Source organism: Legionella sp. (genome assembly GCF_965140895.1).
Taxonomy (GTDB): Bacteria; Pseudomonadota; Gammaproteobacteria; order Legionellales; family Legionellaceae; genus Legionella.
Window position 1 is genome coordinate 15864 of the sequence record NZ_CBCSKT010000104.1, and the last position, 20658, is coordinate 36521.

Below are 20658 nucleotides of genomic sequence, written 5' to 3' on the forward strand. Positions count from 1 at the left end.
TTTCCTCAAGCTAGCGAAACGCAAACCGTCCCTAGTTTTTTATTAGCTTACCACAATAAATCTAATATTATCATAGTGTTATTATTATACTTGGGCTGATAAATCGCAACGTTGGATTGCCTGATTTAATTCATCTCCGCGATAAATAGATAAAATTTTTGTACTGTACTCTGGATCCGTTGCATAACCTGCTTTATGTAACTCACGCAGATAACTTTCGGGGTTAGCCGCACTCGCTAAAGCATCTTGATAACGTCCATCTCGTTTAATCAATGAAATATAATCCTCAAAACCCTGCTCTATTGAAGAATATTTCCTAAACGATGCATTCACCTTAATAGGAGTATCGGCAATGTATTCCGTTGTTTTAACATTAACCGAATCATAATCACTATTAGCACCGGATTTGATATTAAATAAGTTATTGCTGCTATTACCTTCAGCATCTTTGGTAATAAATTTACCCCATCCAGTTTCTAACGCCGCCTGTGCCATTAAAATCCTGGGATCCAAGCCGATAAGGGAGGCTGCTTCCTTAGCCTTAGGCCAAATGGATTGCACGAAATCATCCACTGTAGTTGCTGGTTTATTTGCATCGCTGCTTGCCGATTGTTTCGGAGTTATATACTGCATAGCAGAAGATGCTACTGGCATCGCCGTTGGGATCGCATTCGGAGCTGGAGTTTGTACGTTGTTTACCGCTCCTAAGTGTCGAGTAAGCATCGCAGCAACGCCAATACCTTTTGATCCAGCAATATTACTAGCATACTGAGCATCCAACATGTCTTCAAAGGTTTCTCGATTTTTGCCTCTAAATGGACTGGAATCATCAAGAAAATGTTGTCCCATACGCATGCTTTTTAGCATGGATTGTATGAAAACACCTTCAAATTGTTTGGCCACTTCAGGTGCAGCTCCTTTGGCATCAGTAACTGCCTTCGCTTTTAAATCAGCCAAGGCTGAGAAATCACTGGTTGCTATGCCATTTAACATATTAACTATCCTTTTCAATTAACCTAAATTCTAGCTCAAAAAAAGAGCAACCACTTGCTTTGATGCATTTTGATTCTTTGCTATCTCTACATCAGCATATACAGTTAATTCGCCCTAACATCTGATTAGATGTTAACTTTCTCAACGACCGAATTACATATCACCTATCTTATATCACGATCAAGGTTGCATTCAATGCTCCAGCCTGCTGTAAGGCTTCCAATATAGCAATAACATCCGCCGGTGTGGCCCCTACTGCATTAATACCCCTAACAATATCTTTAAGAGTTGTACCTCTGGGTAACACAAATGCATGATTATTTTTCTGGGCAATATTTACCTGAGATTGTTGTCTAACCACAGTTCTACCACCTGCAAATGCATTCGGCTGGCTAATTACTGGTGTTTCAGTAACACTTAACACGAGATTACCATGAGATACCGCTGCTGATTTAACAATAACATTTGATGAAATAACCACTGTACCTGTACGCGAATTAATAATAATTTTAGCCATCGGCTCAGCAGGCTTAAATTCTATGTTTTCTATCACCGAGACATAATCAACCCGTTGCGACATTTTGACCGGTGAAGTCACCACTACAGAGGTCGCATCCAATGCCTTAGCAGTTCCTGGGCCTAATTGCTGATTAATTGCATCCGACATATTTTTAGCCGTAGAAAAATCGGGACTATGTAAGTTATAAGTAAGGTTTTTGGTAAAATAAAATGGATTAGGAATATCAGCTTCTATTGTCGCACCATTAGGAATGCGTCCTCCACTTGGAACATTGACCGTAACACTGGAACCATCACTTCCTGAGGCACTAATACCTGAAACGATAACATTTCCCTGAGAGATTGCATAAATACGGCCATCAGCTCCTTTTAGCGGAGTCATTAATAAAGTACCACCTAACAGACTTTTAGAATCTCCTATTGAGGAAATATTAACATCCAAAGTTTGTCCTTTTTTCATAAACGATGACAAGCTGGCTGTTACCATAACCGCTGCCATATTTTTCGAATTAAGTTTGGTACCTGCTCTAATATTTACACCCAACTGCGTGAGCATGTTTGCAAAGCTATCTTCGGTATAACGTGTGCCATTTTTATCACCCGTACCATTTAAACCAACGACCAAGCCATAGCCAATTAATTGGTTAGTACGCACCCCAGCCAGCGTTGCCAAATCTTTGATTCGTTCTGCATAAACCTGATTCAACAGCAAGTTTAGTACAAACAGGCATGTAACCATCAGCACTCGCCGCATTACTGTTCCTTTCATTATTATTAATATCCAAATTCCAACGCCACACAAGCAAATAAGCTTTATCAGGTTGAGCCCGCAAGCCCAACCCTAAATAACACAATTAGGTTGGGAATAAGGGTCCCCACATAATTCGAGCCAGCCACCCTTGAACATTCGTATTATTAACCTGTCCTGTCCCACCATAAGCGATTCGTGCGTTTGCAACGCGATCTGAGGTAATCGTATTATCGCCTTTAATATCTTGTGGCCGCACAATACCAGACAGGCGAACATATTCCTCACCCTGGTTGATTTTAACCCACTTTTCTCCTTGAACAACCAAATTACCATTGGATAAAACTTTAGCTACAGTTACTGAAACATTACCAGCCAACTTATTATTTTGCACCGCTTGTGCTGAACCGTTAAACTGGCGTTGATTATTTAAATCGAAATCCATGCTGTAACCGCTTCCAAGAGAAATAGGACGTCCCAGAAATACTTTATTGGTTACCTTATTGGTATCATTTTTCATTTGCTGGAGTGTCGCATTCTTGGTTGCATTCGTATTTTCAATTAAAAGCACCGTCAATATGTCCCCTTCATGCCGCGCCCGATTGGTCTCGAATAGAGGTAAGGCGGTTTCAGGATCATAAATAGCTCCTGTTTGCCTTCTCAACTGTTTGGGATCAGGCGATGCAGGATAAGTAGGTGCATAATCAGGGCTTTTTCCAGCGGCAGGCGGATTTAAAGCCTCACATCCGCCTAAAAAAAGTGCCATACAACCAACTGTTAAAAAATTAAGTAATTTCATCATTCCAATCTTCTAAACAGTTTGATTTAAATATTGCAACATGTTGTCTACGGTTTGCATTCCTTTCGCAGTAATTTCATAGCTACGTTGAGCTTGAATCATATTGACCAGTTCTTCAACAACGTTCACGTTCGATGCTTCCAAATTATTCTGCAATAAAGTACCTAAACCATTATTTCCAGGATTATCAAGTATGGGGTTTCCACTTGAGGGCGTTTCAACGAATAAATTTTGACCTAATGGCTGAAGTCCGGCTGGATTCATAAAATTAGTAAGCTGAATGGTACCGAGATTAGTTGGTGTTGTAGATCCCGCTACAGTAGCGCTAACTACTCCATCCTGACTAATCGTAACCCCCAATGTCTGCGCAGGTAACGTAATTGCTGGCTGCAATAAATAACCATGGCTATCAACAATCTGCCCTGTACTATCAATTGTAAATGCACCATTACGGGTGTAAGCCTGTGTACCATCTGGCATCAAAATAGTAAAGAAACCTTGCCCCTGAATCGCAATATCATAGGCGTTATTAGTATTCTGAATGCTTCCTTGTTGAAACATTTTTTGGGTAGAAACCAAATGAACCCCTGTTCCGGTATTAATACCCGTTGGTACGATGGAATTTTCTGATGATTGGGCTCCGGCCTGGCTAGAGGTTTGATAGAGTAAATCTTCAAATTGAGGCCGGTCACGCTTAAAACCAGTAGTGTTTACGTTAGCCAAGTTATTTGCAATTGTACCAATAGTTTTTTCTTGAGCTTCCAAGCCCGATTTGCTCACCCATAATGCTGGTTGCATGTAAATCTCCTACATTTATTCAAAAATAATCCACACTACTCAAAATTAAAACTTATTTAATCGCCTAATATTTGGGTTAGCCTTTGAGCATTTTCCCCCATAGTTGATAACAAGTTCATTTGAGTTTCAAAATCTCGTCCAGCATTAATCATTGCAACCATTTGTTCTACAGCCTGAACGTTAGAGCCTTCAAGCGTACCACTGGTCAACTTAAGCGTATTGTCCGCAGGAGCAACCCCTCCGTTTTTTAATTGGAATAAACCATCTGGGCCTTTAGAGATGCCGGCAGGATCTAAAGAAACCATTTTAATCCTATCCACCGTGGTCGCAGATTGAGGACCATTTCCTGTTGGTACAATCGTTATTGTACCATCAGTACCAACATCAATATTGGTTGCAGGAGGAATAGAAATCGGACCACCATTTCCAATGACTTGCTTACCGGATGCAGTAACTAAGAAACCATTTGCATCAATATTGAGGCTTCCAGCTTTGGTATAGGCTTCTTTTCCATCACTGCCACGCACTGCAAACCAACCTTTGCCATTAACCGCTACGTCCAGGTTTCTTCCTGTTACAACAAGAGGCCCTGGAGTAAAATCAGCAGCAGAAGGATTTTGGACAGTAAAAGATTGGCCGTAATTATTGCTGCCATTGGCGCCTTGCACATAGAGTGTTTGAGCTTGGTACATATCGGCTCTAAAACCAGTAGTGCCTACATTTGCCAAATTATTTGCAATCACTTCCTGACGGGCGAAATTACTGCGCCCACCATTGGCAGCATTATACAAAATAGGATCCATTAATCAGCCCCTTAACGCATATTGATAATCGTTTGTGTGATTGCATCACCAGTACGAATTGTTTGAGCATTCGCTTGGAAATCACGTTGGGCACCAATCAAACTTACCAATTCATTCGTTAAATCAACATTCGACTGTTCTAAGCTACCAGAGCGAATATCACCAAAACTACCGGTTGTCCCAACGCCAATTAATGGCTGTCCTGAAGCAGCTGTAGCAGACCAACAGACATTTCCTATATTTTGTAAGCCTTCAGGATCTGCAAAGTTAGCTAATTGTATTTGCCCCATAGCTAGAGTTTGACCATTGGAGTAACTTCCAGAAACCGTACCATCAGCCGCGACTTGTAATCCTGCTAAATTACCCGTGGTGTATCCATTCGAGTTTGCTGACTGCACAGCAAATGGACTGCCAAACTGAGTGCAATTTGATAAATCAACATTTAAATTCAGTGGATTAGCGCCATTAGTCAATGTCATTGATAGGGGGATCAAATTACTGGCTAATGGAGTTCCAGTGGTGTCTTGTGCCAATGAAAACGTACCGTCAGAGTTGAAATTAACCGCATAAAGATTCGCGCTGTTACCTGGTGTCGTAATTGCTGGAACATCCTGATTATCAATCTGGAAAGCCACATACCATTGATTTTCAGTTCCAGGAGGTGAAGCAGCATCTGGGCTTCCAGCTGTGGCTGAAGCATCTGCTTTGATGAAATACATGCTCAATACATGCGAATTACCTAAGCTGTCATAAATCGTCATTGAGGTTGTATTGTTATAAGTATCACTCACTGGTGCAGCCCCGCCAGCCCAATCAGCTGCAGGTGGTGTGCTACCCGAGTTAAAATTAAGCCCTGCGGTTACTGTACTACTTGCTTGTGGACTCAAATTTGCCTGGTTCACTTGGATTTTACCTGTAGCACCAGTGATATTTCCTGAAGCATCAGCCAGATAGCCAGTAAGGAATTGGCCAGTTGCATTAGTAATATAATTCTGATTATCGAGGCCAAACTGTCCAGCACGTGTATATACGGTGCTACCTTGGTCATTCAAAATAAAAAAGCCATTGCCGCTAATAGCAAGATCTAAAGTGTTATTGGTATTAGTTATGGTTCCATTAGTAAACATCTGCTGAACTTGAGTCAACATCACACCGCCACCAACGGTGGTGCTGCCTCCTGAGTTATAGCCACCAAAAGAGTAAATATCACCAAAATTGGCACGTGACTCTTTAAAACCAACGGTTGAAGAGTTCGCAATATTATTACCAATTACATCCAAATGGCTTGATGCCGCATGCAGTCCACTTATACCAGTATCAAAAATCATTTTTGTCTCCGTCCTTATACCGTTATTTGTTTTACCTGGTCTAATGAAACTGCTCCGACCCCAGCTACATTCAGTTTTAAACCATCTCCATTTTGGCCAAGGCTCACGCTATCTACATTCGCAGAGGTCATTGTCCTAAATGCAACCTCTTTCCCCATATACTTAGCATGTACTGCTACTTTATATTGTCCCTCTGGTAGGCGGCTTCCATCCTGGCCCATGCCATCCCAAGCAAATTGATAGAATCCTGGTACTTGAGGACCTAAAGGAATTGTTTTTATCAGCTCACCAGATGCACCATAAATAAATGCATTGATATCGCTAACACCTGGTGGAATATCAATAGCCGTTTTTACATCACCTTCTTTATCCAATTTAAGACTATCACTATTGACTAAAACTTTGCGCCCTACTAATGCAGAAGCTTGTAATGCTTGATTGGATTGTAATGAGTTTGCCATTTGCTGCATGGACTCTTGCATTTTATTAACGCCATCGTTTGTGCTGAATTGCGCGAGTTGTGACAAAAATTCACCATTTACCTGCGGCTGCATGGGATCTTGGTTTTGAATTTGAGCGACCATTAACCGCAAAAAATCCTGCTGTCCCAAATTTTGGGGAGCCATTTGACCTGCCGACATCTGTGCCGCGCCATTTACTCCATTTATTGAATTTGTTGTCATTCCCTTTCCCCTTACTCACCTAATTGCAAAGTACGTTGCATTAATTGTTTTGCTTGACTAACTAATTGAAGATTCATTTGATAAGACTTCGCAGCTGAAATAACGTTGGCCATTTCTTCTGCGTAATTCACATTAGGCGAATAAACATAACCATTCTTATCTGCTATTGGATTATCCGGTTGATAATGCTTAATAGGCTCTGCGTTGCTAACATAATTTCCCTTGAGTTGCACACCGGCTTTTACCTGATCGCCAATCCATTGATTTGCACCTTCTTGTATTGCTTTGAACACAGGGTATTGCACTCGATAAACATCATCAATCTCACCGGTCTCAATGTTGGCATTACTTAAGTTTGAGGTACTGCTAGTTAAACGTGCAGTTTCAGCAGTTAACGCTGAACCTGCAATATCAAAAATCGAACCGATAGACATCCCTACTCTCCTTTCAATGCAAGCATCATAGTTTTAATTTTATTATTAAGAAAAGTCAAACTTGCCTGATAATTCAGAGAGTTATGAGCAAATTCCATGGTTTCTAAATCTTTATCAACCGTATTTCCATCTAAGGCAGTTTGTGCCGTAATACGAAACTTCGTATTCGCTGCAAGATCACCGTTCTTAGTAATATGATTCGCTGAAGTAACGGCCATTTGCTGTGCGCCCGAGGCCATTTGCTCTGCTAAAAAACTATTAAAATCAACGTCTTTAGCTTTGAAATTTGGTGTATTGGCATTTGCCAGGTTATTGGCTAACAATGAGGATCTCTGATCTCGTCCAATTAAGGCTTTGGCGTGAATGCCAAAATAAGAGTCAAGATTTCGTGACATACATACTCCCTTGTAACGTTACATCCCTCAGCACAAACATTGTGCCAATTCTAAATAAATGAGAAAATAGCTGATTGCAGCTAATCAACGATCCTCGATGATTACATGCAACATCTAGCAATAGTCGATCTAATATAAATTTGAGTACTCGCCATGTCAATTACTTATGAACTTCCTGTAGATGCTATAGAACAGGTAAAAGCATATCTTTTGCAATTACAAAACAATATTTGTACTATTATTGAGGATTTGGACGGACAGTCACGATTTGTTGAAGATGCATGGAAACGCCCTGCTGGTGGCGGTGGTATCACTCGTGTTTTGACTCAAGGTGAGGTCTTTGCGAAAGCTGGAGTTAATTTTTCACATGTTTCAGGAGAACAGCTCCCGCCTTCGGCTAGTGCGCACCGTCCTGAGTTAGCCGGTAGAAAATTTAGCGCACTTGGCGTCTCTCTGGTGATTCATCCAGATAATCCTTACATTCCTACATCTCATGCGAATGTTCGCTTTTTTATTGCAGAAAAAGAAGGTTCTCCCCCTGTTTGGTGGTTTGGTGGTGGGTTTGACCTAACGCCTTATTATGGATTTGAAGAAGATTGTCAGCATTGGCATCAAACGGCATTAAATGCCTGTCAGCCTTTTGGTGAAGACATTTATCCTCGCTTTAAAAAATGGTGTGATGAGTATTTCTTTATTAAACATCGTAATGAAGCGCGTGGTATCGGTGGTTTATTCTTTGATGATTACAATGAGGTCAACTTTGACCATAGCTTTGCCTTAATGCAAAGTATTGGTGATCACTACATCAAAGCCTACGCCCCTATTGTATCTCGTCGAAAAGAACACCCTTTTGGGATTCAAGAAAAAAACTTCCAAAATTATCGTCGTGGACGTTATGTAGAGTTCAATTTAGTTTATGACCGCGGGACTTTATTCGGCTTGCAATCTGGTGGTCGAACAGAATCTATTTTGATGTCGCTGCCCCCTGATGTTTCCTGGGCGTATAACTGGCAACCTGAAGCTGGTAGTCCAGAGGCTAAGCTTTATAGCGATTTTCTTCCGCATCGGGATTGGTTGAACATTTAAAAATATCCACCATGCCTATGTCACGCGGCTTGTCCGCGTGCTCCCGTTTTCTATTTTCTCTCTCGATTATTATTCAATGCAATCTGATTATCTGCCATTTAAGGAAAGCTTGGTTGCCAGCAACCAAGCTAGGCCGATCTAAAATCATTAACTTTAGAGCTACACTAAACCAATTATTGAGACACGTTTTAAAAAGCGCCATGCAAGCCAGGCGGCAATCGTATTCAACCCACTTAAAACCAGAAACATTAGTGGAATAGCTGCACTAAAATGCAAAAACAACATGACCATTAATGAACCTAAAACCATAAATAGTGCATTATAAATATTATTTGCAGCAATAACGCGCGCTCTATTTTCTGGTGCACTGGCAACTTGCAAATAGGTATATAATGGCACTACAAATAAGCCAGCACTAAAAGCCAATAGGAATAAATCAATGGCAATGCGCCAATGCGTTTTATTGGTGAAAAATGACATGAATGTTAATAAAGATTCATGTTCCTGAATAGAGGATGAAGCCCAATAAAGATCCGCCGTAAAACAAGTAAAAGCAAACATTGCCCAAGGAACTAAAGTTAGTGCAATTCGACCGCGAAAAATGAAGTTTACGGTCACAGAACCAGTGGCAATTCCAAGAGAAAATAGAGCTAGAAACAAAGCAAAAACTGTATTATTAGCACCAAGGACATAGTTGGTGTAATCAGGTAGTTTGGTTAATAAAACCGTTCCCAAAAGCCAAAACCAAGAGAGAATTAAGGTCGCTACTAAAATACCAAAATTCTCTGTAGCCTGCTTTATCAATCGATATGTTGCTCGCCAAAATTGAATGTCAATCTTTAGATTTGCTGAGGTTGCAGGAGCACTAGGAATAAACAAGGAAGACAATAGCCCTAACAGAGCAACTAAAATAGTCATAAAAATAGCGATATAAGGCGTAGAATCTTTAATACCTATAGCTAAACTTCCTAGAGTGGTTCCTAAGAGAATCGCAATAAAGGTACTTGCATCAACAAGCCCTGTTGCTCCCAGCAAATCTTTTTTAGGTAGATGATCAGGCAAAATAGCGTATTTTATTGGCCCAAAAAATGTTGAATGAGTTCCCATTCCGGCTAAGGTAAACATCATCCAAAAAATATTGCCGTAATAGAGCGAAAAGCTGCCAATAATCATTAAAAATATTTCAAAGATTTTAACGATACGAATGACTTTGGTTTTATCGTATTTATCTGCAATTTGTCCCGAAGTTGCGGAGAGTAAAAAGAATGGCAATATAAATAAAGCGCCAGCTAAGGCTTGGTAATATTCTGATTGCGCCTGAGAATCCGTTAAATAATAACTAATCATGGTAAGCATTGCTAATTTGAATGCATTATCATTAAAGGCCCCCAAAAACTGAGTACAGAAAAAAGGCAAAAATCGCCGTTCTTTAAAAAGGTAAATAACACCTACACTCATAAGGTATCCCTCTGTTCTACAAGAAAAAGTGGCAAGAATAATCATGTCTTACGGGAAAGTAAATGATTTTCCGTACCGCAACCCCTGGATTGCTTCATCACGTCGTTCCTCGCCATTGTAACAAAGTGAACCCAAGGTACTGTGCCTCAAACTCATCAGTCAGGCGAGATTAAATGTTTAAAAAATGGTCAAATATTGGACTGGCGCTATGCTAAAATTAAGGATGCTCTAACTATGGCCATTAGGAGATTTTGAAACAACATGGTTTTATCTGCTCGATGAGCAGAAACTCAATTGCTTGTATTCGATTACATTGAAGTGTTTTATAATCGTCAGCGACTACATTCAACTCTGGGGTATCAAACACCAGATGAAGTTGAATTAGCCGTATAAAGTTGGTGTCCGGAATTTCGGGGCAAGAGTAACGCCCAACACACAGCAGATCCAACAACCGCGTTGATTATAAGCATGCTATAAATAAAAAAGGCAAAAGCGAAAGGACGACCCTAATGGAGAACTAACCCAACATTAAATCCGTACCTCCGCCTATGCTGAAAAAAATACTCGGCGATAGCTAATAATGTAATCGGTTTTTTACTTACTCTGCTTCAGTAATTAATGCAACGTCTTGTGCTTTTAAGCCTTTAGGCCCTTTATCAAGAACAAAGGTTACAGGATCATTTTCGTGCAAAGTTTTGAAACCCACACCTTGTATATCTTTGTAATGTACAAAAATGTCATCACCCTGTTGATTAATAATAAATCCAAATCCCTTTTTTTCATTAAACCATTTTACATGGCCTGTCTCTCTCTGTGACATTAGTATCCCCTTTGTCTTTAAACTTTTTACTTATTTATGCTTATTGTCACGCAAGCCCAAGTGGTAAAAAGTTAACTCACTAAAGAGAACTGCGTTATAATAAACATTTACTCTGTACTCGGAATTTCGTACAGCTAGATTAGCATAACAGTTTTTTAGGTATTGTTAAGATTTTTTTATTAAATTCAATATAATTAACCTCTTTTTGTGCCATTGGAAAACCACTATGAATCATACGAAATCATCTTTTATAAAATTAGCGCTTGATTGCCAAGTTTTAAAATTTGGCGAGTTTACTTTAAAGTCGGGTAGACAAAGTCCGTACTTTTTTAATGCAGGATTATTCTACCAAGGCAATGCACTTCGCCAGCTTGGCGAGTTTTATGCTCAAACCTTATTAGAGCATAAAGCTGAATTCGAACATTTGTTTGGTCCTGCTTATAAGGGCTTACCTCTAGCAACTGCAACAGCCATTGCCTTATCTGAATTAGGCAAAGAAACAACAGTGACCTTTAATCGCAAAGAGGCTAAAGAGCATGGTGAAGGAGGTCAATTAATTGGTGCACCATTAATGGGTAATACCATTATTGTTGACGATGTAATCACCGCAGGAACCGCTTTTCGTGAGTCACAAACACTAATTAAAGAATATGGTGGAAATCTCACCGGAGTAATCATCGCACTCGATCGTTGTGAACGCGGACTAACCCACGAGTCTACCCTTTCTGAAATTAAAGCTCAGGGAATTAATGTCTACTCGATTATTAATCTATTTGATTTGATTGATTATTTAAAAACAGCTAATGCGTTGGAACAAGTGAAGAAATTAGAAGAGTATCAACAAGTTTATGGTTGTTAAATAGTTCTAATTCATAGGCTAAATACTTTTAATTTTTATCCCCCACGCAAGCCGCAGTAATTGGGGTGTTGTTTGTCAGCCTAAACTAAAGACTAATAAAAACATTTGCTTACAAAATCACGGATGACGACTTCGTCTAATACAGACTACTGTTTGATTTCATTCCTATTGACAACCCATCGGTTCCCCCCTAACATTGCAACAATGTTACACCACACTAATACATTATTATGAAAACACATACTACCGTAAAACATTCTGCTCTTCCTGATTTAATGCATGCACTCAGCTTGCTGGATAATAAAGAGGAAGCCCTACAATTTTTTACCGATCTCTGCACGCCTGCTGAGTTAGAGGCAATGGCGGATCGTTGGCAGGTGGTTCCCCTTCTGCGACAAGGTATCCCTTATCGCACCATACATGAACAAACCGGGGTCAGTGTTACAACCATCACTCGAGTTGCACGCTGTTTAAGTTTTGGTACAGGCGGTTATGAATTAATCGCGAATCGATCGGAGTTACTGTGAAAAATCGTTTACGTTTAGCATTACAAAAAAAGGGGCGCTTATCGGAAGAATCGCTGAATCTGTTACAACGTTGTGGCTTAAAGTTTCGTATCAAGCCCAACGCCTTACTCACCCATGTAGATAATTTTCCTATTGATTTGTTATTCGTCCGCGATGACGACATTCCAACGCTGGTCTTTGATGGACTTTGTGACGGCGGAATTGTTGGGGAAAATGTCTTATTTGAATCCTCACTGGCTAATCCTGGCAAATCATTTAAAACAACTGCAAAACTAGGAAGTTGCACCTGCCGCTTATCGCTTGCAGTACCCGAATCCTTTGATTATCAAGGCCCAGGCAACTTAGATGGCAAACGAATTGCCACCAGCTACCCCAACCTTCTGAATCAGTATTTACAGGAACGAAAAATTTGTGCCGAAATTCTGGTTTTATCAGGCTCCATTGAAGTAGCACCACGTATGGGCATGGCCGATCTCATTTGTGATTTGGTATCCAGTGGACAAACTCTGGAAGACAATAAACTTTATGAAGTAGATACCCTACTCCAAAGCCAAGCGGTATTAATCCAAAGCGAGCTCGATTGCCCGCCCCAATTTCAACATTTATTTGACATGCTGGCCCGTCGCATTCAATCAGTGCAACAAGCTCAAGAGCGAAAATACATTGTCTTTCATGCACCTAAATCTGCATTGGAACGCATCGCCGAAAAACTACCCGGAGCAGAATCACCAACAATTCTCCCCTTACCCGGCCATCAGGATAAGGTCGCGGTGCATGTCGTTTCCAGTGAACGAGTCTTTTGGAACACCCTGGAAACCATCCAGGAATTAGGTGCCAGTTCCATTCTGGTTTTACCAATAGAAAAGATGTTGGAGTAGCAATGATGTTAGCAATTAAAAATTGGCGATCGCTTTCCGAGGCAGAAAAAAAATTAATTTTGACACGTCCCCCACAAACCGCTGCAGCGAAAAATGGGGTTTTAGACATCATTAAGCAAGTACAAACCTTTGGTGATAAGGCACTGATTGAATTAACCCAAAAATTCGATGGAATTGCGCTAAAGAGACTGCAAATACCCACGGAGCAAATTCAAAATGCTCGGGTAAGCCAATCCGCTTTAACAGCAATAAATATCGCCATTGAAACCATTACCCGCCACCACCAATCTCTTTTACCTGAAAGCCAAAGCATGAGTACAGCAAATGGAGTAAACATCCAAACGGTCTACCGCCCGATTCAACGTGTTGGCTTATATGTTCCTGGCGGAAATCAAACCCCTCTGGTTTCTTCCTTACTAATGCAAGCCATACCTGCATTAGTGGCAGGATGCCCAATTAAAGTATTTTGTACCCCACCGGATGCAAACAGCGGTATCAATGAGCACTTATTAGTCGCAGCCCGTTTATGCGGTATTAATACCATCTATACCTTAGGTGGAGCTCAAGCGATTGCCGCCATGGCATATGGCACAGAAACGGTTATCAAAGTTGATAAGCTATTTGGTCCAGGAAACAGTTACGTTACTGAAGCAAAAACCTTAGTTGCCAGTGATCCTGAGGGCGCGGCAATTGACATGCCAGCAGGACCTTCAGAGGTAATGGTTATTGCGGATGACAAAGCAAATCCTGCGTTTATTGCAGCAGATCTATTAGCCCAAGCGGAGCATGGTATTGATTCGCAAGTCATCTTAATTTGTGAGAGTGAATTTCTAGCCCAACAGGTGAATCAACAATTAAAAGTACAACTCAATACCTTAACTCGTACGCAAATTATTAAAGAATCATTAGCGAATAGCCTCATCATTTTATGTAATCAACGTGATGAGCAACTGAATATTATTAATAGTTATGCACCAGAACACTTAATTATTAACCGCCAGGATGCAGACACTTGGGTAGCACAAATCAATACAGCAGGCACGGTGTTCCTAGGTTCATGGGCAGCAGAAACTTTAGGCGATTATGTGACTGGTTCCAATCACGTATTACCTACAAATGGTTTTGCTAGAAATCATAATGGCCTTGGCACCGCAGATTTTTTAACTCGTTTTAGCGTGCAAACTATTGACCAGGAAGGCATTAAAAATTTAGGACCGGCAGCAATTACGCTAGCACAAATTGAAGGATTAAGCGCACACGCGAATGCAGTAGAAATTAGACTTAATTCTCTGGAGGTTTAAATGTCCATAATTAATTTAATACGACCTGAACTATTGGAAATACCGACGTACATCGCCGGCTCCGAACAAATAAAAAATAGACTGCACGCGAATGAATTGCCATGGTCAGCAATCGATGCAGATTCTATTGATTTGAATTTTTATCCGGAAGCGGAATATAAAATACAGCTGCAAGAACAGTTGGCCCAACGTTATCAAATAGAACCAGATCAATTGGTATTAACTCGGGGTTCTGATGATGGCATTGATCTACTGGTGCGTTTATTTTTAAAGGCTAGGCAAGATGCATTCATGCAATTTCCCCCAACTTTTTCTATGTATGAGTTTTATGTGCAATTGCAGCAAGCACAAATTATTCAATGCCCCTTAGATCCGGCTAATAATTTTGCCTTCGACCTCGAGCAAATCAACCGCTGTTGGCAAGAAAACTGCAAAATGATTATGCTGTGCAGTCCCAATAATCCGACAGCAAACGCCATTGATTTAGAACTCATTACCAATCTGTGCCAGCAATACAAAAATCGCTCGGCTATTGTGGTGGATGAGGCCTACATCGAGTTTGCTAATCGTCAAAGTGCAACTTCTTTGGTTTCGCAATTTGATAATTTGATTGTATTGCGCACCTTATCTAAGGCATATGGTTTAGCGGCTTTGCGCCTGGGGATCGTTATTGCGCAATCGCAAGTCATTCAAGCCTTAAACAAGATTATGGCGCCCTATCCCCTATCCAGCGTGGTGATACGCTTAGCACAACAAGCACTAGGCAATGATGCCTGGTTTACTACGGCAATCGAGCGCATTAAAAAAGCGCGTTTGAAACTCAGTGCAGATTTAGCTGCAAATCCGCTGATTGAAAAAGTTTACCCATCAGAAACCAATTTCATTCTAGTGAAAACAGCTTATGCCAAGAAATTAGTTAATTGGCTCAATCAAGAAGGTATCACCATTAGAGGCTTTGCTGCCAATTCAGTTTTACATAATCACTTACGGATTACCGTGGGTGATGAACAGCAAAATCTGCTCGTAATGACTGCTTTATCTTCGTTTAAAAATAAACTTTCGGGGTTGTAGCATATGCAAAAAATATTATTTATCGATCGTGACGGTACCTTAATTGAAGAACCATTTGATTTCCAAGTGGATTCATTAGATAAAATTAAATTAACCGCAGGAGTAATCCCAGCGCTGCTGCAATTAAAAGAAGCTGGATTTCGCTTCATCATGGTAAGTAACCAAAATGGAATTGGCACAGACTCTTTTCCCGAAGAGGACTTTAGTATTTGCCACGAATTTACCTTGGATTTGTTTTCGTCTCAGGGGATATTTTTTGACAGCATTTTGGTTTGCCCGCACATGCCGGAAGACAATTGCCTCTGTCGTAAACCAAGAACCGGCTTGCTTGATCAATTTATGAAAGAAACCGCGATTAACCTACCATCATCATGGGTCATTGGAGATCGTGATACGGATCGTGAATTAGCTGATAATTTAGGTATTAAATTTTTACCGGTTTCTGAAGAACATGGCTGGGCGCAAATTACGCAAGCAATTTTAAACCAGGGACGTTCTGCAACGATACAAAGAAAAACCAAGGAAACAGAGATCTGCTTAAAGGTGATTTTAGACGAAGATCAAAAAGGCGCAATTGCAACACCACTCCCCTTTTTTAATCACATGTTGGAACAAATCGCCAAACACGGCGGATTTAATCTGAGCTTAGAAGCGATGGGCGATGTCGAAGTCGATGATCACCACTTAATAGAGGATACAGCAATTGCTTTAGGGGAAGCATTAAAACAAGCTCTGGGTGATAAATGGGGAATTAACCGCTACGGCTTCACCCTGCCGATGGACGAATCATTAGCCTCCATTGCCATCGATATTAGCGGGCGCGGTTTTTGTGATTTTAAAACAGAATTTACCCGAGAGTTTGTGGGCGGAATGGCAACTGAAATGGTGCCCCACTTCTTTCAGTCCCTTGCTTGTGCCCTAGGAGCCACCGTGCACCTGCAAGTTAGTGGCACCAATCACCACCACATGGTTGAAGCCTGCTTTAAATCATTGGGAAGAGCGCTGCGGCAAGCGTGCACGAAAACGAATAATGCCATCCCGTCCACCAAGGGGATTTTATGATCGCAGTAATTGATATCAGTGGCAATAACCTGACCTCTCTCGGAAATGCCTTAAACAGACTAGGATTTAATTATGTATTAACCCATGATGCCCAACAAATCCGTAATGCCAGCCACGTGATTCTTCCAGGGGTTGGCACGGCAGACTATGGTATGAATTCCTTACAAAGCCATGGCTTGGTCGAGGTACTCAAGTCATTAACCCAGCCAGTGCTGGGCATTTGCCTGGGCATGCAATTATTATTGGATTCCAGTGAAGAGGCAGAGGTTGATTGTTTGGGTTTAATTCCTGGCAGAGTAAAACGTTTAACGCAAAAAAATGATTTTCCTGTACCGCATATGGGATGGAATCAACTGCAATGGTGTCAAGACTCCCCATTGCAACGAGGCTTAAGTGAAGAAGACTATGTTTATTTTGTTCACAGTTACGCTCTAAGTACTAAAGAATATGCGGTAGCAGGCTGTGAATACAGTGAGCCATTTACTGCCATTGTTAACAAAGATAATGTTTGGGGAATGCAGTTTCACCCTGAAAAATCAGCGCAAACAGGAATGCTCTTACTGAAAAACTTTTTAGAACTGGAGGCTATATGATTCTTATTCCAGCAATTGACTTACAAAATGGGCGTTGTGTACGTCTCAAACAAGGGAAATTTGATCAGGTTACCTCATTTGATGTATCCCCAGTTGAGCGTGCCGCATATTTTGCTCAATTAGGGGCAAAACATTTACACATTGTCGATTTAGATGGGGCTCAGACTGGCTGCATGCAGCAACTCCCCTTAATTTGCTCCATGCAAAATACAGGGATTAACGTGCAAGCTGGCGGTGGAATTCGTTCTTTAGAACAAGCAAAGACCTGTTATGCTGCGGGTATTTCTCACCTAGTGATTGGCAGTATTGCCCTGACAGACCGCAATCTAACTACCGAAATTTGTTCTAAAGTTGGTCCTGAAAATATTATTCTGGCTTTGGATGTTCGCATTACCAATGAAGTACCCATTCCTGCAACCAATGGCTGGAAAGAAGCATCGAACAACAATTTGTGGGATGTCGTCTCTTATTATCAAACACTAGGCATCGAACACATTCTCTGCACTGACATTGCCTGTGACGGCATGATGCAAGGCCCAAGTTTTCAGCTCTATCAAGAAGCTGTAACACGTTTCCCGAATATCGCCTGGCAAGCATCTGGGGGAATTCGTAACCAAGAGGATCTCGCTGCTTTGGATAAATTAGGTGTCGCCGGAGCAATATTAGGATTATCCTTGTATCAGGGGACTCTTGATTTAGCCCAAAGCCTCAAGGAGTATGAATTATGTTAACCAAACGAATTATTCCCTGCCTTGATGTGCGAGATAACCAAGTGGTTAAAGGCGTAAAATTTCGTAATCACCGCATTATTGGCGATATCTTGGAATTGGCCACCTTCTATTCTGAGGCAGGAGCAGATGAATTAGTGTTTTACGACATCACCGCCAGTGCAGAGCAACGGGCCGTTTGCCCTGCATGGGTTAACCAGGTTGCTGCAACGATTAATATACCATTTACAGTTGCCGGTGGAATTCGTTCGAGCAATCAGGCAAAATCAATTTTAAATGCCGGAGCAGATAAAATATCAATTAACAGTCCGGCTTTAGAAAACCCTGACTTAATTAATGAATTAAGTCGCCACTTTGGTACTCAATGCGTTGTTATTGGTATTGATAGTCAATGGATTAATGATGATTATTATGTGTACCAATACACCGGCGATGAGAACAAAACGTTAAACTCGAAACGCAAAACCCGCGAATGGATAAGCGAAGTTCAAGAGCGCGGTGCAGGCGAAATTGTATTGAATTGCATGCAATCCGATGGGGTACGTACTGGTTATGATACAGCGCAATTACGTGAAATGCGTTCTTTATGCCAAGTCCCTCTTATTGCATCAGGAGGTGCAGGAACTCTCGAACATTTCACTGAGGTATTTATGCAATCAGGAGTTAGTGGTGCTTTAGCTGCCAGTATTTTTCATGACAAAATACAAACCATTACTGAAGTTAAATCAGCATTAAAGCAACAAAATATTAAGGTAAGATTATGAATCAATTAGAAATTAGTGCCTTAGATTGGCAAAAAATGAATGGTTTACTACCTGCCATTATCCAAAATGTGGAAACTGGTACGGTGTTGATGCTCGGTTACATGAATGAGGAATCATTAATTGCTACCGTGACTACAGGCCAACTTACGCTATATAGCCGCAGTCGCAAACGTTTATGGCGTAAAGGTGAAACTTCTGGTAATACGATGTCAGTGCAACAAATTAGCACAGATTGCGACAATGACAGCCTGTTAATCTTAGTCCTACCTAAAGGTCCAGCCTGTCATTTAGGTTTTAACAGCTGCTATCAACCGGACTGCAACAGTGCACTAAGCTTTATGGGTGAATTAATTGACATCATTAATGAGCGCGCAGACACGCAAGATGAGAATAGCTATACCGCCAAATTGTTAGATTCGGGAATTGACCGCTGCGCACAAAAAGTTGGTGAAGAAGCAGTTGAAACCGTGATAGCAGCCGTGAATCAGAATAATGAGGAATTTATTAATGAAAGTGCGGACTTAATGTTCCATTTGTTGGTTCTTTTAAAAGCCAGTGAATTGAGTTTTTATGATGTTTTAGAGTGTTTAAAAAACCGAGATAGGGCTGTTCATACCTAGTGTGTATAAACGTATGAAAATTTAGTCATTGCAAGTGCAGTGACGTATAGTCTAGGGTAGGCTTCATTAAAACGCAGTACTGAGTTGCTGCACTCGCAACGATGCTAATCAGCCTAACAGTACTACTGGTTCTTATAAATGGTCGGAGACAGGAATCGCCCGTATTAGCTCAGCATAATACGGGCTACAACTTTTCTTAGACTACAGCTAGCAACACAGCCGTTAAATAATTTCCTTCCGGAAAGGACGCCAAGGTAGGATGGCAACTTGCTGGGCCATAAACACCTAAAACACGTGCCTGTTTACCAACTGCCCCTGCTTGAGCACTTACTAAAGAGCAAAACTCTTGGGATGAAAGTGCTGAGGAGCAATTACAGGTCATTAATAAAGAGCCAGAATTCATGTGCTTAAACACTTCGCGGTGTAAAAATCGATAATAATTTTTTGCACGTTGAACATGTTGCTGAGATGGAACCAGCTTTGGTGGGTCAAGTACAACAATGTCATACTCCCCTGCTTTCATCAGATAATCTCGCGCATCGGCTTCAATAAATTCGATATCAGTCAAACCATTTAACGCAGCATTATTAACTCCCTGGGCTATGGCTTGAGCAGAACTGTCAACCGCGGTTACTTTAACCGCTCCGGCTTTAGCAGCGTGTAACGCAAAACCACCAGTGTAACTATATAAATCTAATAGCTTTTTTCCTTTAGCCAGTTCGGCAATGCGTTGATGATTTTCGCGTTGGTCAATAAACAAACCCGTCTTTTGCGCATTAGCAAACTCAACTTGATACATAACCCCCGCTTCAAGCACCTGGGCACTCTGCTCAACCACTTGAGGATTTACTTGCTTCCAACCATCTTGCCCCAAAGGTTTCGCTTGCGACATCCAAATAATTTGATCACTTGGAAACAACTCTTGTAAGGCTTTGCTAATCACGTCCTTATTTGCTTCAACCCAATAAGCTGAACTCGCCACCACACAAATCTGATTAAACCGATCAATAGTTAAGCCAGATAGACCATCTGCTTCACTATTAAAGAAACGATAGGCAGTTGTTTGCTCATTTGGTAAAGTTAAGCATTGTCTTACTAAATGAGCTTGTTTTAGGCGATGAGTAATTAAGGTATAAAAACTACTTCGATCAATTTTCTCATTCGTTAAGGCTAAAACTCTGACTCGATATAAGGAGTGTTCATTATAAGCCCCAACTCCAATTAATTCTTCATCGGCATTATATATATCAACTAAATTACCCGTCACAAGCTTGCCAGAAGTACGTGCGATTGCTTTAGGGAAAATCCAGGGATGGCCACGTAATACGGTGCTTTGCTTTGCAGCAAGCAAAATGACTTTTGCATTCATTATCTATTTCCCAACCGACAAA

At 40.9% G+C, this 20658-nt stretch carries 22 protein-coding genes and 2 pseudogenes; 12 read left to right on the plus strand and 12 right to left on the minus strand.

Annotation, left to right across the window (positions count from 1 at the left end; all coding sequences use genetic code 11):
• Positions 1-84 precede the first annotated feature (84 nt).
• The 9 genes from flgJ to flgB all read right to left on the minus strand — a co-directional run bounded on the left by flgJ (position 85) and on the right by flgB (position 7500).
• Positions 85-993, minus strand: a complete 909-nt coding sequence (gene flgJ / locus ACQY7T_RS11120; RefSeq protein ID WP_428413407.1) for a flagellar assembly peptidoglycan hydrolase FlgJ — start codon at positions 991-993, stop codon at positions 85-87.
• 169 nt (positions 994-1162) lie between these two features.
• Positions 1163-2266, minus strand: coding sequence for a flagellar basal body P-ring protein FlgI (locus ACQY7T_RS11125; RefSeq protein WP_428413461.1), 1104 nt, complete (start codon positions 2264-2266; stop codon positions 1163-1165).
• Between the two features lie 100 nt (positions 2267-2366).
• Positions 2367-3059 carry a flagellar basal body L-ring protein FlgH gene (locus ACQY7T_RS11130; protein ID WP_428413463.1) on the minus strand — a complete coding sequence of 231 codons (693 nt, stop codon included), beginning with the start codon at positions 3057-3059 and terminating at the stop codon, positions 2367-2369.
• A 12-nt stretch (positions 3060-3071) separates the two neighbouring features.
• On the minus strand, positions 3072-3857 hold the full coding sequence (flgG, locus tag ACQY7T_RS11135; protein WP_133135527.1) for a flagellar basal-body rod protein FlgG: 786 nt from the start codon (positions 3855-3857) through the stop codon (positions 3072-3074).
• Between the two features lie 56 nt (positions 3858-3913).
• On the minus strand, positions 3914-4660 hold the full coding sequence (gene flgF, locus ACQY7T_RS11140; protein WP_428413409.1) for a flagellar basal-body rod protein FlgF: 747 nt from the start codon (positions 4658-4660) through the stop codon (positions 3914-3916).
• A gap of 11 nt (positions 4661-4671) precedes the next feature.
• On the minus strand, positions 4672-5988 hold the full coding sequence (flgE, locus tag ACQY7T_RS11145) for a flagellar hook protein FlgE (protein ID WP_428413411.1): 1317 nt from the start codon (positions 5986-5988) through the stop codon (positions 4672-4674).
• A gap of 14 nt (positions 5989-6002) precedes the next feature.
• On the minus strand, positions 6003-6671 hold the full coding sequence (locus ACQY7T_RS11150; RefSeq protein ID WP_428413413.1) for a flagellar hook assembly protein FlgD: 669 nt from the start codon (positions 6669-6671) through the stop codon (positions 6003-6005).
• Positions 6672-6682: 11 nt separating this feature from the next.
• On the minus strand, positions 6683-7105 hold the full coding sequence (flgC, locus tag ACQY7T_RS11155) for a flagellar basal body rod protein FlgC (RefSeq protein ID WP_428413415.1): 423 nt from the start codon (positions 7103-7105) through the stop codon (positions 6683-6685).
• Positions 7106-7107: 2 nt separating this feature from the next.
• Positions 7108-7500, minus strand: a complete 393-nt coding sequence (flgB, locus tag ACQY7T_RS11160; RefSeq protein ID WP_428413417.1) for a flagellar basal body rod protein FlgB — start codon at positions 7498-7500, stop codon at positions 7108-7110.
• A 153-nt stretch (positions 7501-7653) separates the two neighbouring features.
• Here flgB and hemF point away from each other — a divergent pair, with 153 nt between their 5' ends.
• On the plus strand, positions 7654-8586 hold the full coding sequence (gene hemF / locus ACQY7T_RS11165; protein ID WP_428413419.1) for an oxygen-dependent coproporphyrinogen oxidase: 933 nt from the start codon (positions 7654-7656) through the stop codon (positions 8584-8586).
• A 159-nt stretch (positions 8587-8745) separates the two neighbouring features.
• Here the strand turns inward: hemF and ACQY7T_RS11170 are convergent, their stop codons facing one another.
• Positions 8746-10044 carry an MFS transporter gene (locus ACQY7T_RS11170; RefSeq protein ID WP_428413421.1) on the minus strand — a complete coding sequence of 433 codons (1299 nt, stop codon included), beginning with the start codon at positions 10042-10044 and terminating at the stop codon, positions 8746-8748.
• Positions 10045-10329: 285 nt separating this feature from the next.
• On the opposite strand from ACQY7T_RS11170, the pseudogene ACQY7T_RS11175 reads away from it, so the two are divergent.
• A pseudogene (locus tag ACQY7T_RS11175) lies at positions 10330-10437 on the plus strand (IS3 family transposase); the annotation flags it as partial.
• A 205-nt stretch (positions 10438-10642) separates the two neighbouring features.
• On the opposite strand, the gene ACQY7T_RS11180 reads toward ACQY7T_RS11175, so the two are convergent.
• On the minus strand, positions 10643-10864 hold the full coding sequence (locus tag ACQY7T_RS11180) for a cold-shock protein (protein ID WP_058535461.1): 222 nt from the start codon (positions 10862-10864) through the stop codon (positions 10643-10645).
• A 226-nt stretch (positions 10865-11090) separates the two neighbouring features.
• Between ACQY7T_RS11180 and pyrE the strand changes: the two genes are divergently transcribed.
• The 10 genes and pseudogenes from pyrE (at position 11091) to hisIE (ending at position 19267) form a co-directional block, all read left to right on the plus strand.
• Complete coding sequence (gene pyrE / locus ACQY7T_RS11185; protein ID WP_428413423.1) at positions 11091-11723, plus strand: orotate phosphoribosyltransferase; 633 nt, start codon at positions 11091-11093, stop codon at positions 11721-11723.
• A gap of 230 nt (positions 11724-11953) precedes the next feature.
• Positions 11954-12250 (plus strand): YerC/YecD family TrpR-related protein, encoded by a 297-nt coding sequence (locus ACQY7T_RS11190; protein WP_428413425.1) that lies wholly within the window; start codon positions 11954-11956, stop codon positions 12248-12250.
• Positions 12247-13128, plus strand: a complete 882-nt coding sequence (hisG, locus tag ACQY7T_RS11195; RefSeq protein ID WP_428413427.1) for an ATP phosphoribosyltransferase — start codon at positions 12247-12249, stop codon at positions 13126-13128. Before ACQY7T_RS11190 ends, hisG begins: the two co-directional genes overlap by 4 nt.
• Positions 13129-13133: 5 nt before the next feature.
• Complete coding sequence (gene hisD / locus ACQY7T_RS11200) at positions 13134-14429, plus strand: histidinol dehydrogenase (protein ID WP_428413465.1); 1296 nt, start codon at positions 13134-13136, stop codon at positions 14427-14429.
• Positions 14430-15532 (plus strand): annotated as a pseudogene (gene hisC, locus ACQY7T_RS11205) (histidinol-phosphate transaminase).
• Positions 15504-16562 carry a bifunctional histidinol-phosphatase/imidazoleglycerol-phosphate dehydratase HisB gene (gene hisB / locus ACQY7T_RS11210; RefSeq protein ID WP_428413429.1) on the plus strand — a complete coding sequence of 353 codons (1059 nt, stop codon included), beginning with the start codon at positions 15504-15506 and terminating at the stop codon, positions 16560-16562. Before hisC ends, hisB begins: the two are co-directional and overlap by 29 nt.
• Positions 16559-17155: an imidazole glycerol phosphate synthase subunit HisH gene (gene hisH / locus ACQY7T_RS11215; RefSeq protein WP_428413431.1), complete on the plus strand. Its 597-nt coding sequence runs from the start codon at positions 16559-16561 to the stop codon at positions 17153-17155. The genes hisB and hisH overlap by 4 nt, the downstream gene beginning before the upstream one ends.
• Positions 17152-17886 carry a 1-(5-phosphoribosyl)-5-[(5-phosphoribosylamino)methylideneamino] imidazole-4-carboxamide isomerase gene (locus ACQY7T_RS11220; RefSeq protein WP_428413433.1) on the plus strand — a complete coding sequence of 245 codons (735 nt, stop codon included), beginning with the start codon at positions 17152-17154 and terminating at the stop codon, positions 17884-17886. The genes hisH and ACQY7T_RS11220 overlap by 4 nt, the downstream gene beginning before the upstream one ends.
• Positions 17880-18647, plus strand: a complete 768-nt coding sequence (gene hisF / locus ACQY7T_RS11225) for an imidazole glycerol phosphate synthase subunit HisF (RefSeq protein WP_428413435.1) — start codon at positions 17880-17882, stop codon at positions 18645-18647. Before ACQY7T_RS11220 ends, hisF begins: the two co-directional genes overlap by 7 nt.
• Positions 18644-19267, plus strand: a complete 624-nt coding sequence (gene hisIE, locus ACQY7T_RS11230) for a bifunctional phosphoribosyl-AMP cyclohydrolase/phosphoribosyl-ATP diphosphatase HisIE (RefSeq protein ID WP_428413437.1) — start codon at positions 18644-18646, stop codon at positions 19265-19267. The genes hisF and hisIE overlap by 4 nt, the downstream gene beginning before the upstream one ends.
• 196 nt (positions 19268-19463) lie before the next feature.
• On the opposite strand, the gene ACQY7T_RS11235 is transcribed toward hisIE, so the two are convergent.
• Positions 19464-20636 carry a class I SAM-dependent rRNA methyltransferase gene (locus ACQY7T_RS11235; RefSeq protein ID WP_428413439.1) on the minus strand — a complete coding sequence of 391 codons (1173 nt, stop codon included), beginning with the start codon at positions 20634-20636 and terminating at the stop codon, positions 19464-19466.
• Positions 20637-20658: the final 22 nt, after the last annotated feature.

What these genes read in the sequence shown, in the direction of transcription:
- ACQY7T_RS11170 (WP_428413421.1), bottom strand. Translation starts at nt 10,044, where the DNA reads ATGAGTGTAGGTGTTATTTACCTTTTTAAAGAACGGCGATTTTTGCCT.
- flgF (WP_428413409.1), bottom strand. Translation starts at nt 4,660, where the DNA reads ATGGATCCTATTTTGTATAATGCTGCCAATGGTGGGCGCAGTAATTTC.
- ACQY7T_RS11180 (WP_058535461.1), bottom strand. Translation starts at nt 10,864, where the DNA reads ATGTCACAGAGAGAGACAGGCCATGTAAAATGGTTTAATGAAAAAAAG.
- flgG (WP_133135527.1), bottom strand. Translation starts at nt 3,857, where the DNA reads ATGCAACCAGCATTATGGGTGAGCAAATCGGGCTTGGAAGCTCAAGAA.
- ACQY7T_RS11130 (WP_428413463.1), bottom strand. Translation starts at nt 3,059, where the DNA reads ATGAAATTACTTAATTTTTTAACAGTTGGTTGTATGGCACTTTTTTTA.
- hisD (WP_428413465.1), top strand. Translation starts at nt 13,134, where the DNA reads ATGTTAGCAATTAAAAATTGGCGATCGCTTTCCGAGGCAGAAAAAAAA.
- hisB (WP_428413429.1), top strand. Translation starts at nt 15,504, where the DNA reads ATGCAAAAAATATTATTTATCGATCGTGACGGTACCTTAATTGAAGAA.
- ACQY7T_RS11235 (WP_428413439.1), bottom strand. Translation starts at nt 20,636, where the DNA reads ATGAATGCAAAAGTCATTTTGCTTGCTGCAAAGCAAAGCACCGTATTA.
- hisF (WP_428413435.1), top strand. Translation starts at nt 17,880, where the DNA reads ATGTTAACCAAACGAATTATTCCCTGCCTTGATGTGCGAGATAACCAA.
- ACQY7T_RS11150 (WP_428413413.1), bottom strand. Translation starts at nt 6,671, where the DNA reads ATGACAACAAATTCAATAAATGGAGTAAATGGCGCGGCACAGATGTCG.
- hisIE (WP_428413437.1), top strand. Translation starts at nt 18,644, where the DNA reads ATGAATCAATTAGAAATTAGTGCCTTAGATTGGCAAAAAATGAATGGT.
- hemF (WP_428413419.1), top strand. Translation starts at nt 7,654, where the DNA reads ATGTCAATTACTTATGAACTTCCTGTAGATGCTATAGAACAGGTAAAA.
- ACQY7T_RS11220 (WP_428413433.1), top strand. Translation starts at nt 17,152, where the DNA reads ATGATTCTTATTCCAGCAATTGACTTACAAAATGGGCGTTGTGTACGT.
- pyrE (WP_428413423.1), top strand. Translation starts at nt 11,091, where the DNA reads ATGAATCATACGAAATCATCTTTTATAAAATTAGCGCTTGATTGCCAA.
- flgB (WP_428413417.1), bottom strand. Translation starts at nt 7,500, where the DNA reads ATGTCACGAAATCTTGACTCTTATTTTGGCATTCACGCCAAAGCCTTA.
- flgC (WP_428413415.1), bottom strand. Translation starts at nt 7,105, where the DNA reads ATGTCTATCGGTTCGATTTTTGATATTGCAGGTTCAGCGTTAACTGCT.
- ACQY7T_RS11125 (WP_428413461.1), bottom strand. Translation starts at nt 2,266, where the DNA reads ATGCGGCGAGTGCTGATGGTTACATGCCTGTTTGTACTAAACTTGCTG.
- flgE (WP_428413411.1), bottom strand. Translation starts at nt 5,988, where the DNA reads ATGATTTTTGATACTGGTATAAGTGGACTGCATGCGGCATCAAGCCAT.
- ACQY7T_RS11190 (WP_428413425.1), top strand. Translation starts at nt 11,954, where the DNA reads ATGAAAACACATACTACCGTAAAACATTCTGCTCTTCCTGATTTAATG.
- hisH (WP_428413431.1), top strand. Translation starts at nt 16,559, where the DNA reads ATGATCGCAGTAATTGATATCAGTGGCAATAACCTGACCTCTCTCGGA.
- flgJ (WP_428413407.1), bottom strand. Translation starts at nt 993, where the DNA reads ATGTTAAATGGCATAGCAACCAGTGATTTCTCAGCCTTGGCTGATTTA.